Source organism: Legionella pelazae (assembly GCF_052527395.1).
In genome coordinates, this window is sequence record NZ_JBNVZS010000006.1 from 91680 (window position 1) to 107161 (window position 15482).

Consider the following 15482-nt stretch of genomic DNA (forward strand, 5'->3'; position numbering starts at 1 on the left):
AATATTAGATTCAAAGTAGGTAAGGTATTATAATTATGCGTCTTGAAATAACTGATAACATTAAATTAGATGAATTAGAAAAGTCATTTGTAAGTAAATTTATTGAGGCTCTTAACCAAGATGAAAGGACAAGTGCTCATGGTGAGGAAGTAAACTATCAGGCGTTAGAATCAGCTAAATATCTACTGCAACATCGTGAACTAAGTCCTACTCTTACATTAGAGCAGATTGTAAAAGGAGCAATGAATATGGCAATTGCTCTACAAAATTCTAAATATAGAATTATTACTCCTGAGGGAATTGCAGAAACAAGATACCAAATATATACAGAGCGAAGTCATAGCTGGTTTGTAGGTTACAATGAGGCATTATCAAAATTAAAAGCAAAAGATAACCTTTCAAAAATATGGCACATAGCGATTCCAGTCATTGTGAGAGCCTCTAATAGTCCTTTATATATTACCCCGTGTGTCCCTAACACATTAAAATTATATTTTGATTATATGAAAATCTTAGATAATAATTTTGTTCCTCCAGAAATACCAACTGGCAATACGTTTGATAAATTGACAGAAGATCAATTTCTTATTCTTAATTCAGTATCTACCTTATCTTATTTATCTTTATTTGCAGTCAAGAAACATAATCTAACTATAAAGGATCTACCTTTAGATTTAAAAGACAAACTTCAAGGGCTACCAGGTTTTAACGAAGATAAAGAAGAATTTAACTTCTCATGTTCATCTTGTGTCATTATTTAGCAAGCCCTGATGTAGCGCAGCATAATTAAGGTATTATTCTAATCTGCTAAGTTGCAGATTTAATTAAAAGCAAGATATCTAGTTTGTTAGTGTTAGGTCGTAAGATTTAAGTAAAAGTAATGCTAACTAGAGCGCCTAGTTCGTTGTAAGTTAGCTTTCCTCTTTTATTGAACTTATGCTAAGACCTGTACTTATCTCATAAGCTAATGCCAGTTAAATAAGTTCTTCTGCAAGTTTACTCTCTTTAACTGGTGAGTTACTAGCTTTATTATTTAATCCCTTCATCAAATCATCAACTAAGTGCCGTAATTCACCACAAAGTAGAGTTAGTGAGGCATCTCGTTTTAAATAATCGTCTTCAAGTTGATTAATGTCATTAAATTCATCAATCAGATAATCTAAACTTTTTAAACGCTTAAAGGTTAAGTCATGCGTTAAGGTAAATTGAATGCGTTCATTCCAAATTAAAGACACTTCAGCTGCTGCTAGACCTTGCGTTAATAGAGTAATGATTTCTTCTGCCGGTAACTCATAACCTCGACAAGTAATTCGCTTTTTTTCATCATCCATAGCAAATAATAAGCAATCGGAAGCGAGCTTAAAAGAAGAGGGTAGAGCGGCAGGATTAGTTATCCATTCAGCAAAGCGAAGCGCTAAGTTATCTGGGTGCGAAAGTGGCTCAAGTTGAACTTTGGGTAGAGTTTTTCGTAAAAGTGAAGTTAATTGCGATGCTTGATTCTCACTTGCCGTATTAATAATTAAGCGTTTAGCTTGTGTGTCTAAGATTGCTAATAAACGTTTTTGAATGCAAAATGACTTAGGCAGTAATTCGAATTCGACTTCCTCATTTAATTGTGCTTTTTCAGAGCGCTTAATTTTTCGTCCATGCTGGGTTTCTAGTTGCAAAATACGCTCAGCAACAATTTGATTGATAACACCGCGTGGCAAAATACGCTCTGTTTTACCTAAACAAAGAAGGGCAGCCCCTGCTACTTCACAAATAAGCTCATCTTCTGCAACAGGCAACCAGCCATAAATAAAGCGAGCATGTGGTGGACAAGGTTTTAGTTTTTCTTCTGCCAGTAAAGACGCAAAATCTAATTTTTCCTCTGCAAGCTCATAATGGTAAATAAGCGCGTTGTTAAACCACATCTAATCTATCCTGTTAACAAAATTGGCATGCTAACATGATTAATTTCGATAAGCTATGTATGCCAATAGTTTGTTAATCTTCGCAATAAACAGGTTATCTTCTAAATATAAATATTTAAAGCAATGACAACTGATTTAAAATCGGTAGCATCTTTTCCTGTTATTGAAAACCAATAACCACCTATTATGCCAATATTTGCATTAAAGTTATACTCAATAGCAGGTGCAAGTGATATTTCTTCTAGATAGTTATGGCCAATAGTTGCAGGGCTACCACTTGCAGTTAAACCGCGAAAACCACGAAAGCGCGTACGGTCTCGACTGGCATAATAACCTTCCATAACAGCGACCCAGTTTTGCGTAAGATTTAATTCCCATGCTAAATCGAGGCTAAGCATATTTCCTGGGTTAATCTTGCCATTGGTAGTTGCTGTTCCACCATAGCTGGTGAAACCTCTGATATTTACATCAAGAGGTATAAGATAACCAATACTAAAGCGTGTGCGCAGATAGTTTAATTCTGTTAATTGTAAGAGATGCTGAAAGTTTAAATTAAATCCTGTTTGATAGCTGCCAAGGCCAGTTGCATCAGCGCCATTATTTAACGGATTTAAATTCTTAAACTTCCCACTTGGAAAAATTTCTTGTCCAGTAATTCTTAAATCAGGTCGCCACTTTGCTTTCCCTTGTTCAAGAAATTGATAACCTAATACTGCGCTAACATCACTAATATGATGATAACTTCTACCTTGCTGCCTATTATAGGCGTAGGGAAGGAGATATTGGATGTCAAGTTTATCAGTTAGCCCATGCGTGATAACAGGGTTGCCCACTATGTTCTCGCTATGGGGTAGATGGGTTAAACGCCAGTGACGCGTGTACACACCATCATTCTCAGTAAAGAAAGCATAAGGTTCAAAGTTTGTGTGCCCTCTCGGTATAGTATGTCCTGCTGGAGCAAGGAGAGGACCTGTATACCAGGGGCCTGCAACTGCATTGCTACACATTAAAACAACTGAAAAAAAGGGTAAGAATATGGCTACTAACCGGTACATAATTATCCTTAATTAAACTAATTTGTTTGAAGTTCTAATCCATTAGTGCTTTTAAAAGATGAAGGCATAACGCCACCCACTAAGCTTTATACTGCGTTGCAAGTTCACTTGCGCCTTGTCTAAAGCTTAGTGGATGGCGCTATAGACATTTCAATTTTCAAAACTATAGTGTAGATTAGCTGACTTTTGATATTTGTGAAATACCCATGAGAGCTGTCGTTTATCTTAATCCTGAAAAACAACATACTATGCGCCGCGGCCATCCTTGGATTTTTCCCAAAGCAATTAGGAAAATGCAAGGTAAACCTAAAACGGGCAATTTCGTTGATATCGTTGATTTAAATAACAATGAACGGCTAGGTTTGGGTGTTTATAATGAGCATTCTTTATATCGTGTACGACTACTAGCGCAAAACTGGGAAGTAACTGCTGATTTTACCTTGACTAAGTTGTTAGAGCTCAGATTTAAGCAAGCTTTGTCAGTGAGAAAAGCACTTAATTTACCTAATGAGTTCACTAACGCGTTTCGGTTATTTAATAGTGAAGCGGATGGCCTATCTGGCTTAACTATTGATTACTTTAATCAAGTTTGTGTCGTTTCAAGTTCTGCTTATTGGGTCGAATTACATAAAAATGAAATTACCGCCACACTTAAAAGCATTGTAAACTGCGCAAGAATAATTTGGCTTTCACAACAAAAACCCTTAAAACAAGATGGTTGGGAAGTTATTAAAGAAACATCGAGAGAAGAATTTTCTATGGATGTTTTAGAAGCAGGCGTAACTTATCAAGTTAATTTCGCGAATGCTCAAAAAACAGGACTCTTCCTTGATCAACGCGAGAATCATGAGCGTATTGCCCATCTTGCGCGTGGGAAGCGCGTTTTGGATTTATATACTTATACGGGTGGTTTCGCATTGCATGCAGCGCGTGCGGGTGCTAAAGAAGTGTTGGCTGTTGACAGCTCAGCGCCAGCTATCTTGCAAGCGAGACAAAATGCTATAAAAAATAATTTGACCAATATTGAGTTTATTGAAGGTGATGCCCGTAATTATTTAAGTCAGGCGCAAAATTACGATTTAATTATTCTTGATCCACCAAAATTAGTCCCTTCTCAACAACATCTCCAACGGGCAAAAAATTATTACCGCTTTCTTCATCGAGAATTATTCAAAGTAATGCAATCTGGTTCTTTACTAATGACCTGCAATTGTTCATCAGCACTTTCAACGATTGAATTTGTTAACCTCATTCAAATGCAAGCTTTAGCTGTTCAAAAACAGTTAAGAATCCTAGGAACGTTTGGACCGGCTAGTTGTCATCCCACGCTGCCTTCTTTTCCGGAAGGGAATTATTTAACGGCTGTTTTAGTGGCTGTTTTATAGTGTTTACTAGAGCAACATTCGCTATATCTCTTATTAAAACCTTATTAGTAAAATAATTATATTAATGATATAAAAAAATAAAATCTTTTAAGCTTTTCTTTTATCTAAGAAATATTTTCTTGTTAATTAATAACCTAATAAAAACTGAGATAACTGAACTTTAATATATTTTTTTGTAAACTTATTGATCAAATTATACTATTTATGTATAATGTGAAACCATAAGACGTAAGAGTTAGTTAAGGTAATTAATAGTTAGTTGACATTTTAATGAAGCCGAGGTCCAAATGAAATTTATAGCATTCGAAGATGCTGGAGAAAAATCCATAGAGGCAGTACAAAACAAGTTTAAGATTGCCAAAAAAGATACTTATATTATCCGTGATAAGGATGCAAGATCAAGAAAGGATGATATGCAAGAAGTAGAAGGTCCATTTGAAGAATTTATAATCTTAGGTCATACGGGTGATGATGCCAAAAAGGGTAAAACAACTTTAGGAGACTATAGCGCTAAAGAATTTGCTGAAAAACTGGCACTTAAGGTACATCCTACTAATAGGCTTCAAGTTAAACATGTCTATATTATTGGCTGTGAAGTCGGTATGTCAAAAGAAGGTAAACCTGCTTTGGCTCAGGAGATTGCTAATGAACTTTCTAACCAAGGATTCAAGAATATCCAAGTGCATGCAATTACAAACCCTAGTGACGCGCCTTGTTATGGAATGCGTGTTGAAGTTGTATCAAGGCCAGGAGCACCAGGCAAAATTTTAGGCCATCAACCTGGCCAGTTAGTATCGCATTTACATGCTACCCCTCGGCAAGAAGCATTATGTATGCAATTAAGCGAAGAACCTGAAAAAGAACTAACCATTATTGCGGATAAAGAAGAGTATAAATCAAGACCTACTCTGGTAGATACAAGTGATGCCCGTAATGAATTTCTGCGCAAACAAAATACCTTTATACCAGGGGGACATGGGCCTTTATCTAAGAAAATTTTAGCACAAGAGCAATTTATTGTTTTAGTTGAAAGAGAAGCTAGAACAACTCCCAATAAAAAACTAGCTGCAAAATTAAATAAACTTTTACCAAACTTAAAAAAAGCATCAAGCACAGAGTGGGAAAAAATTATTATTGAAGCTTTAATTCCTTATTATGATGAAAAGGGAGTGATCGGAAAGTTACAAAACAAAGCTCGGGCTAGAAAACACGATCCCGAAAGCTCAACCTTTTGTATAACAATGCGAAATTTTTATGCTCATGTTGGCTTGTCAGAAGATAACTTAGTAAGGCAAGTTAAGCAAGTCGCTAATAAAAAAGAAGCCAAAGGAAAGGATGTTAAGACAACAAAAGAAGAAGAGCAGCCACTATTAGTAGGAACTGATGATAGAAGTAAGAAAGAAGAAAAAACTTCAGGTCCAGAAAAGCAAAGACCTAAAAAAGGGGCTAAAGACCACGAAAGCACAATCATACGTAGAGCAACTCATCATTCTAGTTCACCAGCTCTATATGTAGATCCAAAAATTATGGCAGTGAAATCACAATTAAGATTGATCTCTTCGGCATATGAGATAAGAAGGCCTACAGATAATTGGTTAAAGAATTTATGTTTTTTCAAACCAAAGTCAAGCCGAACTACACAACTAAATACATTAATGCAGTTAGGTCAAGATGAAACAGCAACCGAAGGAAAAGTTAGAGAAGGTATTAGCAAAGTATTAACACAGTTAAGAGGTGAAAATAATAAACTTAAAAGTACACTTCAAAATATATTAGAAGAATTAATAGATGAGTTAGATGGTAAGAAACCTGAAGTACAGCATCAGAAACAAAAAGCTTTCTAATCTAATTGACGCTCCTTTTCTCTGAAGTGCTCTAAAAGATTAATGAGTTAGTAAAGCTCAAATTTGATCTGACAGATCTTAGTTTTAAAGAAAGCTCTGTCAGGTCAATTTTAATTAAAAATATTTCTCCAGTACTGGGTATCTTCACTTAATAAAGCACAAAAAGTATTAATACATATTAATATTCACGACCATAATCACAATTCATAAATCTTTTATTGTTATTGATTAAGGAGAAGGATTCTTAAAGACATTAACACTCTGCAAATTCATTACAAATGTTAAGAATTGCTGTTTATGTGGCTGTAGTTGTATATCATTAGGATTATAATTTGGGAGATAGTCTTTCTGTTTTCGTCCAATGCCTTGCCAGGCTTCTTCTAAAGCTTTGGATTCAGGATGATGATTGATCGCAGAAGAGAGGTATTGCTGATATATAGGATTTGATAATAAATCCTCTTTAGTAAAATCATAAGGTGAATATTGCGAAAAAAGCTTGGCATGTTGGCTAATGAGTTCCAGAATCTTTTGCTCAAACAGGCACTGCTTGTAGACTGTTGTAATCATGTTTTTAACTAAAGTTGAAGCAGAATTATTATTTAAATCAAGATCCATTTCAATATTAAGATTATGTGTAGAAGTATCATCGTTTTCATTGCCTAATAAAATACTTAGCTTTTGGCCTAATGTTCTTTGATACCAAGGTATGTCTTCATAATCAGTCTCTTCAAGGAAGATTTGATCATCAACAGGCTTAAAGCCAAAGTTGCAATAAAACTTAAACATGCCTTCTCTTGAATTTTTTTGGTTAGGATGAATAGCAGCTAGAAGCTGTATTTCTTTAAGATTATTTTGCAAGGCATACTCAATGAGCTTGCTTAACAATAAATTACCTAATTTATTTCCTTGATACTCTTCTGCTATTTCTATGCCTGCTAAATGAAGATAATTATCGTCTTCATTGTTAAAATGAGTAAACTGCAGATGCCCAATAATTTTATCGTTAAACTTTAAGACATAATAAAAGTAAGTGTTGTCATGACTTTGAAATTTTCCATTATTTGCTAAAATTTCTTCTAAAAAAGGCGTATCATCCGAAATGATTGTACATGTTGAAGGGTCGTATTCATGCTCCTTAATGCGTTCAATACTAAAATGCTCAAGAGCATGAATGTCAGTGAGTATAGCGCTTATGTCACTGCTGTATGCAATATTAAAAAATCCCTGCAAACTGTTTTGAAATTTATCGATTAAAGCAATTGGACTTTGTTCAGACTTTATAAAGCGAATTTTAGACATAGAAACTCCTCTTTTTTTTAATTCTAGTACAAGGGATAGTAAAAGAGGATAAAAAGGGAGCAATTAAATACATTAGCGTAAAGCAATAAATTTTAGCAGTTTTATTGCCATATAATTTATTTCTACTAATCTTAAGCCTTATTGATAATTGCCGAGCTCTACGTTTCACAGCTTGTCCGCCTAGGAAACATAGATTTTGTGAACAAGTCGTTGTTGCTGCATTGTTACGTGGAGAATGTCTTTCCCGCTAGGCGGGAATCCATCTAAAATTAACCTTCGTGCTAATTGATAAATAGATCCCCGACTGCGCAGGAAGGTATTGTTGCGTAGATAAGAATAATTAGTTATAGATAGTTGTAGCATGGGTGAAACGAAGTGAAACCCGGGTTTCGGCCTTATGGGCCTGCACCCAGGCTACCTATTTTTTTTATAAATTTATCCATGCAACAACGCCGGGCAAGCCGTGGAACATAGGGATTTTAGGCATTTTGAAAAAATGCATTATGAATAGACCTTAGTCTCTTTATGCTTTATCCATTTGTTTTTTGATGACGTTTCTGTAAACAAGCAACGACATTATAAAAATTACTTCCAGATGCTGTTAAAAGCACTAAAAGATGATAAATTAAATCAGCACTCTCATTAATTAATTCCTCTTTATTATCTTTCATTGCAGCAATCACCACTTCCGTCGCTTCTTCACCTACTTTTTGTGCACAGCGCGCTGCGCCTGATTGTAATAATTGAGTCGTATAACTTGTTTGATTTGGATTATTAGCCCGGCTTGCAATGAGGTTAACTAAGTCACTTAAAAAACCAATTTTTGTAGTGATAGAAGGTTGAAAACAAGTATTAAAACCTAGATGACATGCAGGGCCTGCGGGTAAAACTTGGATTAACAAGCTATCTCCATCGCAATCTTTACTTATTGCCTGCACTGTCATGGTATTCCCCGAGGTAGCGCCCTTACGCCATAATTCATTACGGCTGCGGCTAAAGAGCGTTAGTTCTTGGGTTTGCTGGGTGATTTCTAACGACTCTTTACTCATATAACCTAACATTAACACATCACCGCTTTCTGCATGCTGAATAATAGCCGGTATTAAACCGGCCATCTTTTCCCAAGCTAGCTTAGTTATATCAATCTTAATCATTGTCTTACCTCAATTTGATTTGCCGCTAGATAAGTTTTTAAAGCAGGAATAGCTAATATCTGATCATGAAAAACGCTGGCTGCTAAGGCGCCTTCAACTTGGGCTTGTTTAAAAACGTCAACAAAATCTTCTTCTTTTCCCGCACCGCCTGAAGCAATGAGCGGCACATAAGTGGCGGCTCGAATTTTTTGTAATTGCGCGAGATCATAACCTCGACGTACGCCATCGGATTGCATGCAATTAAGAACAATCTCGCCTGCGCCTCGGTCTTGGACTTCTCTAGCCCAGTCAAGCGTTTTGCGCGCAGCATTACGCATAGTTTTTATACTTCCTGTATATTGAAAGACGTAAAAATCATCCTCAATCCATTGGCTATCAATGCCCACAACGACACATTGACTACCAAATGTTTGACTTAATTCATTAATAAGATTTGGATTTTCCAACGCTGGGCTGTTAATAGAAATTTTATCTGCACCAGCATTTAAAATAGACTTTGCTTGATTAACGCTACGAATACCACCTGCAACGGTAAAAGGGATATTAATGGTTGCTGCAACTCGATTAATCCATTTTGGACAAACTGGGCGCTCTTCAGCACTGGCAGTAATGTCATAAAAAACTAATTCATCTGCCCCTTCATCCGAGTAACGTTTGGCTAAAGTAAGGATATCGCCAATAATACGATGATTATCAAATTTTATGCCTTTAACAACAAGATTATCACGTACATCAAGGCAGGGAATAATACGTCTAGCTAACATACAATACTCTCAAAGGAAGAAATTGAATTAGGTTGATAAAGCATACGTCCTAAAATGGCGGCACTTACACCTAATTTTGCTAAAGTGTTTAAATCGTCTTCGTTACGTATGCCTCCTGATGCTTGCCAGTGTAAGTTTGGAAATCGGAAAGTAGCTTGTTGATAGAGTTCAAAATTAGGGCCTTCTAGCATGCCATCGCGACTTATGTCGGTGCATAAAATGGTTTTAACCTGCCAGTGTTGATAAAGTGCAACGATATCCCATAAATTAGCTTCTGTGAGTGTTTGCCAACCATGAATGGCAGGTTTAGGTATTTCATTTTGGATAAGGACATCTAAGGCAAGAATAATATTATCAGCGCCCGCTAGGTTAATAATTTCCCGGGTTGTTTCTAGATCTGTAATGGCAAGGCTTCCTAAAACTAATTGATTAGTTCCTGCATCAAGGCAGCTTTTTGCTGCATTTAAGTCTCGAATCCCACCGCCTACTTGTAGCGTACATCCTGCCGCGCGCAGCGATCTAATCAAAGGAAGTTGTTGTATTGTACCTGCTTTCGCGCCATCTAAATCAACAATATGTAAATGATTAGCTCCGCGTTTAACATAACTTTCTGCCAATGTTAAAGGATTATGTGGATAAATAGTTGTTTGATTAAATTTACCTTGCCGTAATCGGACACATTGTCCTTGCTGTAAATCAATCGCAGGAATAAGTTTCATTGAAAACTCCAACAGTTGCACCATCAGATTGAATAGTTAAAAAATTACATAACAACCGTAGTCCTACATTTGAGGATTTTTCTGGATGAAATTGCATACCATAAAAATTATCACGCTGGACAATGGCTGTGAATTTTATGCTGTAATCGCAAGAAGCAAGCGCATAAGTTTGGTCTTCTAAGGCAAAGCTGTGCACAAAATAAACGTAGTCGTTGGCCTTTAGCCCAGCTTGCAGGGGAGACTTCTTGCGCCATTCTAAAGTATTCCAGCCCATATGCGGCACAGGATAGCCTTTTTGTTGGGGGAGACGTTTAGCGATACCCGGAATTAACCCAAGGCAATCAATATTGCCTTCCTCACTATGATCAAGTAATAACTGCATGCCTAAACAAATACCTAACACGGGTTGTTTTAAGGCTTTAATAACGGGTGTCAATTGATAATCATGTAAGGCTTGCATGCCTGTATAAGCTGCGCCTACACCCGGAATAATGACATGGCTTGCTCTGCTAATTTCGTCTGAGTTATGAGTAAGCTGATAATCATATCCTAATTGTTTTAAAGCATTGGCCAGTGAGGTTAAGTTATTACCGCTAACATCAATGATGGCAATCATAAAACCCCCTTAGTAGAAGGCAGGGTAATATCAGTTTGTTGTAAGGCTTGCTTTAAAGCACGACCTAATCCTTTAAAACACGCCTCAATCATATGATGATGATTTTCACCTTTAACTGTGATATGTAGGCTGGCGCCAAGGCTGTCTGCTAGGGAATTAAAAAAATGCGGAATCATCTCTGTTGCAAGTCCGCCTACAAATTCGCGGGTAAATTTCCCTTCAAAAATACAAGAACGTCGACCACTTAAATCAATAGCCACACTTGCTAGCGCTTCATCCATGGGTAGTGTAAAACCATAGCGGCTAATACCCCATTTATCACCTAGAGCAGTTTTTAACGCCTCCCCAAGTGCAATTGCTGTGTCTTCAATTAAGTGATGATCATCAACTTCTGTGTCACCATGCGCTTGTAACTGAAGCGTGAAACCAGCATGTTTGGCAATCTGCTCTAACATATGGCTAAAAAAGCCAACGGGCGTTTCAATTTTGCTTGGTTTATTTGAGTCTAAAGTGACTGCAATATAGATGTCTGTTTCATTTGTCTTGCGCTTTATAGTTGCCTGACGTTTGGTATTTAAAATGGTTGCGGTAATGTCTTGCCAACCATGCTCTTTTGATACAGGTAAAAATTTAATATTTAAATTATCAGCAAACTGCTTATCTGTGGCACGATCACCAATCATCCAAGAATAGTCGCGATTAAAATGGGTTGATTGAAGAAAGTCATTCAGTAAACCAATTTTAGGTTTACGACATTCACATTGATCAGCCTCCTGATGTGGGCAGATGAAAATATTTTCAAAGTCGATTCCCTGGGATGCAAACAGATGCAAAATAAAATTATGACAAACTTGAAACTTTTCTTGTGGAAATTTTAAAGTACCTAAACCGTCTTGATTAGTTACCATAATAAAACGATAACCCGCATTCTTTAGAGCAAGCAGAGATGGGATAACACCTTGGCATAGCCGAATTTTGTCCAATGAATCAACCTGAAAATCATAAGGTTCCTCTATTAAGGTGCCATCTCGATCAATAAATAGTATCTTTTGCATAGTAAACTCACTTTATTTAGCGCTACATAGCAACTAAATAGGGGTTAAAATATCCTCATTAAATTCTTGTAGTAAGGTGATTAATAATTGATTATGTGCTTTGTCACCAATGCTGATTCGTAAAAAATGCTCAAAGGGTGTATTTAAAAAATCACGTACCGCAAGTTTGTGTTGAGTAAACCAGTTTGCTAATGCTCTAGCATAGTTGGTTTTAATAAAAATGAAATTAGCTTCACTTGGGTAAATTGTTTCAATGATTGGAAGCTGCTGTAAAAATCCCTGCACTCGTTCTCGTTCAATAAGAATTTGATGCACGCTTTCTGTCAACCACTCTGGCTGTTGCAGCGCTTGTTCAGCTAAGGCCATAATGGGGCTTGCTAATAGATAAGGTGCCATAATCTTTTGTAGCGCTTTAATCACCCAGGGGTTGGCAATGACGCTTCCTAAACGTAAGCCCGCTAAACCAAATGCTTTAGATAGGGTACGTAGTACAATAAGATTGTCATATCGAGTAAGTAAAGTAGTGGCGCTAGAGCAGGCTGCAAATTCAATATAGGCTTCGTCCACTATAACCATTGCTTTATGACTGAAATGTTGACAAATAGTCGCTATTGCTTCTAGAGGGATTAGGTTGCCGGTCGGATTATTTGGTTGGCAAAGAAAGATAAGTTTACAATTAGGTTGCCAAGCTGCGAAGAGTTCGTTAAGGGATAACCTAAATTTTTTTTTAGGGTTAAGAGGGCAGTTAATGACCTCGGCATGTTGGAGCTGGGCATAAAATGTATACATAGGAAAAGTAGGTGGGCACTGAAGAATACTATCTTTGTCAGGGCATAAAAAAAGACGCATGAGAAAATCAATTCCGTCATCGCTACCCCGTGTTAAGACTAGCTCTTGACTATTGACTTGATAATGATTGGCGAGTAGCTCTTGCAGCGCTATTTGATCATTGACATTAGGATAATGATTTAAAGCCAGCGTTCGTAATTTAACCGGCGACCACGGTGATTCATTCGCATGTAAGCGATAAAGAGGATTGTCTTGTGAAGGCTTGTACTCTTTTAAGTTTTTTAATTCAGGGCGTATTAAATCCATTATTGACATATTAATTCTCCAAATTTTTTAAGCGAATGCTCACAGCATTAGCATGTGCATCGAGGCCTTCTAACTGAGCTAAAGTGATAGCAGCCTGACCTAGCGTCTTAATACCCGTACTATTAACTTCTTGTACAGTCATTGATTTTAAAAAGTCTAACGTGCTAAGTCCGCTGTGACTGCGCGCATACCCATTGGTTGGTAAAACATGATTACTACCTGTGACATAATCACCTAAGGTTTCCGCAGCCCAGGGGCCAATAAAAATAGTTCCGGCTGCCGTAATCTGCGAAACCCAGTTTAGCGCATCTTCTCGATTAATAATTAAATGTTCTGGTGCATAATAATTGATTAAAGCGGGCTGCTTATTTGCTGGGCAAATAATAATTGCACTTTTTTCCAAAGATTGTTTAATAATCTCTTGCCTTGACAGTTGGCTAAACTGTTTTATTAGTGCTTTTTTGACAGTTTGGGCTAACATTTTATCCTCGCATAATAAGATGACTTGCGAATCTTGACCATGTTCGGCTTGTGCTAATAAATCAGCAGCAACATAATCTGGATTAGCTTCACTGTCTGCTGTAATTAAAACTTCAGAGGGGCCTGCAGGCATATCAACAGTAGCACCATCTGGATCGAGGGCAACTTGCGTTTTTGCTTCAGTCACAAAGCTGTTTCCAGGCCCAAAAATCTTATCGACTTTAGTAACAGATTCTGTACCATAAGCCATTGCTGCAATGGCTTGCGCGCCGCCAATAGGATGGATGGTATCAATACCGCATAATTTTGCGGCTACTAAAAGGTGAGGATTTATGTCTCCTTCTCTATTAGCAGGTGTACACAAAACTTTTATCGGACAGCCGGCAATTTTGGCAGGAATTGCCTGCATAAGTAATGAAGAAATTAAAGGCGTATTATTTCCGCCAGGGATATATAACCCCACTCTTTGAATAGGGCGATAAAGACGCTTAATTTTTATGCCTTGTGCGGTTGTAATACTTAAAGGCTCAGGTATTAAATTCTGATGATACAGCGTAATAGTTGTTATAGCAGTTTTTATAGCATTCAGCGCTTCTTTAGTTATAGATGCTTTATTAATTTTTTCTTGATCAATTTGCAACGTTGTTAATTTACATTGATCAAATTGATAGGCGAATTCAAATAGCGCTTGGTCACCTTGTTCTTGAACAGAAGTAATAATTGCCTTAACTTGGCTTTTAATAGAGTTTATTTTTTTAGGCCTTGTTAAAAGGTTAGTCTGTTCAGTGAAAGATAAATTCTGCCAATCGATAATTTTTAACATCAATTACTCCAGCATTTTTTCAATCGGCAAGACTAAAATTGAACTTGCGCCTAGGAATTGTATTGTTTCTAAAGTATTCCAAAATATACCTTCACTTGAGACAACATGAACCGCTACTTTATCAGGGTAGTCTGATAGCGGCAGAATAGTTGGTGACTCAGCGCCAGGTAGTGCTTGACAAATTCGAGTAAGCGCAAGTTTTGGTGCATGAAAAACAATGTATTTACGCTCGCAAGCTTGCAAAACTGCTTGAATACGCCTTTTTAACATAGTAAATAAGTCATTAAATACTTCGGGAAATGATTGCGAAGATTGAATGAAAACGGCCTGGCTTTCTAAAACCATATCCATTTCAATAAGTTTATTATCTTCAAGTGTTTGCCCGCTTGACACAATATCACAAATGGCATCAGCCATACCCATACGGGGGGCTACTTCTACAGAACCTGATAGGGTCAAAATATCGGCGCAAATTTTTCTTTCTTCTAAATACTGTCTAAGTAAATTAGGATAACTTGTTGCAATCCGTTTCCCATCTAAACTACCTGGATTTTGATAATTGGATAATTCAGGTACAGCAATAGCTAAGCGACAACGACAAATACCTAAAGGAAGAATGACTTTATAATTTGAATTAAACTTATTCGATGCTGCTTCAAGTAAAACATTTTCACCAACAATACCTGCGTCACAAAGACCATCAAAAATTAAGGTAGGTATATCATCATCACGCACAAAGAGAAGGTCGATAGGAAAATTGTCGACATGACAAAGTAGTGCATTTTCACGAAGTCGGTAACGAAGGCCACAACGTTTGAGTAAATTTAAAGATTCTTGTGCCAGACGGCCCTTTTTTTGTAGCGCTAAGCGTAAACGTCTAGTCATGATTGATTTAATCTCTCTGCAATTAGGGAATAGCCGCCACTTCCCATCATTAAACTGCGGGCAACGCGGGTAATAGTTGTTACACTGACGCCTGTTTGTTCATGGATAGAGCGATAAGAAAGACCTTGACGTAATAAAGGGACAACTTGAAAGCGATCGGCCATTGCCTCCAGTTCAGCAGGCGTACATAAATCATTGAAAAATGCGCTTGCTTCTTCTTCACTTTTTAAAAGCGCGATAGCCTGCATTAATAATTGATGTGCTTGTTGCTTAGATCCATGATTTATTTTCATATTAGTATTTTAGCGCATTAAAACGTTAAAACAGGGTAGCAAAAAATATACACTGAGTCAATACGCTTTAAAGAATTAAAAAATATGGTATAAAACATATTT

At 36.9% G+C, this 15482-nt stretch carries 15 protein-coding genes; 3 read left to right on the forward strand and 12 right to left on the reverse strand.

The features are described 5' to 3' along the window. The first annotated feature begins 35 nt into the window (after positions 1–35). Positions 36–761, forward strand: a complete 726-nt coding sequence (locus ACQUW5_RS08185; RefSeq protein ID WP_444990742.1) for a hypothetical protein — start codon at positions 36–38, stop codon at positions 759–761. 213 nt (positions 762–974) lie between these two features. Here ACQUW5_RS08185 and ACQUW5_RS08190 read toward each other — a convergent pair whose 3' ends face one another. Together ACQUW5_RS08190 and ACQUW5_RS08195 are read right to left on the reverse strand one after the other, a co-directional pair. Beyond that, positions 975–1913 (reverse strand): recombination-associated protein RdgC, encoded by a 939-nt coding sequence (locus tag ACQUW5_RS08190; protein ID WP_444990743.1) that lies wholly within the window; start codon positions 1911–1913, stop codon positions 975–977. A gap of 101 nt (positions 1914–2014) precedes the next feature. Beyond that, complete coding sequence (locus ACQUW5_RS08195) at positions 2015–2968, reverse strand: hypothetical protein (protein WP_444990744.1); 954 nt, start codon at positions 2966–2968, stop codon at positions 2015–2017. A 206-nt stretch (positions 2969–3174) separates the two neighbouring features. Between ACQUW5_RS08195 and ACQUW5_RS08200 the strand changes: the two genes are divergently transcribed. Continuing rightward, positions 3175–4353, forward strand: a complete 1179-nt coding sequence (locus tag ACQUW5_RS08200; protein ID WP_444990745.1) for a class I SAM-dependent rRNA methyltransferase — start codon at positions 3175–3177, stop codon at positions 4351–4353. 287 nt (positions 4354–4640) lie between these two features. Further along, positions 4641–6197, forward strand: coding sequence for a hypothetical protein (locus ACQUW5_RS08205; protein WP_444990746.1), 1557 nt, complete (start codon positions 4641–4643; stop codon positions 6195–6197). Positions 6198–6425: 228 nt separating this feature from the next. Here the strand turns inward: ACQUW5_RS08205 and ACQUW5_RS08210 are convergent, their stop codons facing one another. The 10 genes from ACQUW5_RS08210 to ACQUW5_RS08255 all read right to left on the reverse strand — a co-directional run bounded on the left by ACQUW5_RS08210 (position 6426) and on the right by ACQUW5_RS08255 (position 15380). After that, positions 6426–7496 (reverse strand): GNAT family N-acetyltransferase, encoded by a 1071-nt coding sequence (locus ACQUW5_RS08210; protein WP_444990747.1) that lies wholly within the window; start codon positions 7494–7496, stop codon positions 6426–6428. Between the two features lie 530 nt (positions 7497–8026). Then, positions 8027–8650: a bifunctional phosphoribosyl-AMP cyclohydrolase/phosphoribosyl-ATP diphosphatase HisIE gene (gene hisIE, locus ACQUW5_RS08215; protein ID WP_444990748.1), complete on the reverse strand. Its 624-nt coding sequence runs from the start codon at positions 8648–8650 to the stop codon at positions 8027–8029. Further along, complete coding sequence (hisF, locus tag ACQUW5_RS08220; RefSeq protein WP_444990749.1) at positions 8647–9414, reverse strand: imidazole glycerol phosphate synthase subunit HisF; 768 nt, start codon at positions 9412–9414, stop codon at positions 8647–8649. Before hisF ends, hisIE begins: the two co-directional genes overlap by 4 nt. After that, positions 9408–10133, reverse strand: a complete 726-nt coding sequence (locus ACQUW5_RS08225; protein WP_444990750.1) for a 1-(5-phosphoribosyl)-5-[(5-phosphoribosylamino)methylideneamino]imidazole-4-carboxamide isomerase — start codon at positions 10131–10133, stop codon at positions 9408–9410. Before ACQUW5_RS08225 ends, hisF begins: the two co-directional genes overlap by 7 nt. Then, the gene (hisH, locus tag ACQUW5_RS08230) at positions 10111–10749 is read right to left on the reverse strand and encodes an imidazole glycerol phosphate synthase subunit HisH (protein ID WP_444990751.1); all 639 of its coding nucleotides are present in this window, start codon (positions 10747–10749) and stop codon (positions 10111–10113) included. The genes ACQUW5_RS08225 and hisH overlap by 23 nt, the downstream gene beginning before the upstream one ends. Then, entirely contained in the window at positions 10746–11804 is a 1059-nt protein-coding gene (gene hisB, locus ACQUW5_RS08235) for a bifunctional histidinol-phosphatase/imidazoleglycerol-phosphate dehydratase HisB (protein ID WP_444990752.1), read from the reverse strand. The genes hisH and hisB overlap by 4 nt, the downstream gene beginning before the upstream one ends. A gap of 33 nt (positions 11805–11837) precedes the next feature. Then, positions 11838–12908: a histidinol-phosphate transaminase gene (gene hisC / locus ACQUW5_RS08240; protein WP_444990753.1), complete on the reverse strand. Its 1071-nt coding sequence runs from the start codon at positions 12906–12908 to the stop codon at positions 11838–11840. 1 nt (position 12909) lies between these two features. Beyond that, the gene (hisD, locus tag ACQUW5_RS08245) at positions 12910–14202 is read right to left on the reverse strand and encodes a histidinol dehydrogenase (RefSeq protein ID WP_444990754.1); all 1293 of its coding nucleotides are present in this window, start codon (positions 14200–14202) and stop codon (positions 12910–12912) included. A gap of 3 nt (positions 14203–14205) precedes the next feature. Beyond that, entirely contained in the window at positions 14206–15087 is an 882-nt protein-coding gene (hisG, locus tag ACQUW5_RS08250; RefSeq protein WP_444990755.1) for an ATP phosphoribosyltransferase, read from the reverse strand. Further along, entirely contained in the window at positions 15084–15380 is a 297-nt protein-coding gene (locus ACQUW5_RS08255; RefSeq protein ID WP_444990756.1) for a YerC/YecD family TrpR-related protein, read from the reverse strand. The genes hisG and ACQUW5_RS08255 overlap by 4 nt, the downstream gene beginning before the upstream one ends. Positions 15381–15482 lie beyond the last annotated feature (102 nt).

Excerpts from the sequence above, each read along its gene's own strand:
- ACQUW5_RS08205 (WP_444990746.1), top strand. The coding sequence starts at position 4,641 with ATGAAATTTATAGCATTCGAAGATGCTGGAGAAAAATCCATAGAGGCA.
- ACQUW5_RS08200 (WP_444990745.1), top strand. The coding sequence starts at position 3,175 with ATGAGAGCTGTCGTTTATCTTAATCCTGAAAAACAACATACTATGCGC.
- hisF (WP_444990749.1), bottom strand. The coding sequence starts at position 9,414 with ATGTTAGCTAGACGTATTATTCCCTGCCTTGATGTACGTGATAATCTT.
- hisIE (WP_444990748.1), bottom strand. The coding sequence starts at position 8,650 with ATGATTAAGATTGATATAACTAAGCTAGCTTGGGAAAAGATGGCCGGT.
- ACQUW5_RS08190 (WP_444990743.1), bottom strand. The coding sequence starts at position 1,913 with ATGTGGTTTAACAACGCGCTTATTTACCATTATGAGCTTGCAGAGGAA.
- hisB (WP_444990752.1), bottom strand. The coding sequence starts at position 11,804 with ATGCAAAAGATACTATTTATTGATCGAGATGGCACCTTAATAGAGGAA.
- hisG (WP_444990755.1), bottom strand. The coding sequence starts at position 15,087 with ATGACTAGACGTTTACGCTTAGCGCTACAAAAAAAGGGCCGTCTGGCA.
- hisD (WP_444990754.1), bottom strand. The coding sequence starts at position 14,202 with ATGTTAAAAATTATCGATTGGCAGAATTTATCTTTCACTGAACAGACT.
- ACQUW5_RS08195 (WP_444990744.1), bottom strand. The coding sequence starts at position 2,968 with ATGTACCGGTTAGTAGCCATATTCTTACCCTTTTTTTCAGTTGTTTTA.
- hisH (WP_444990751.1), bottom strand. The coding sequence starts at position 10,749 with ATGATTGCCATCATTGATGTTAGCGGTAATAACTTAACCTCACTGGCC.
- ACQUW5_RS08225 (WP_444990750.1), bottom strand. The coding sequence starts at position 10,133 with ATGAAACTTATTCCTGCGATTGATTTACAGCAAGGACAATGTGTCCGA.
- ACQUW5_RS08255 (WP_444990756.1), bottom strand. The coding sequence starts at position 15,380 with ATGAAAATAAATCATGGATCTAAGCAACAAGCACATCAATTATTAATG.
- ACQUW5_RS08210 (WP_444990747.1), bottom strand. The coding sequence starts at position 7,496 with ATGTCTAAAATTCGCTTTATAAAGTCTGAACAAAGTCCAATTGCTTTA.
- hisC (WP_444990753.1), bottom strand. The coding sequence starts at position 12,908 with ATGTCAATAATGGATTTAATACGCCCTGAATTAAAAAACTTAAAAGAG.
- ACQUW5_RS08185 (WP_444990742.1), top strand. The coding sequence starts at position 36 with ATGCGTCTTGAAATAACTGATAACATTAAATTAGATGAATTAGAAAAG.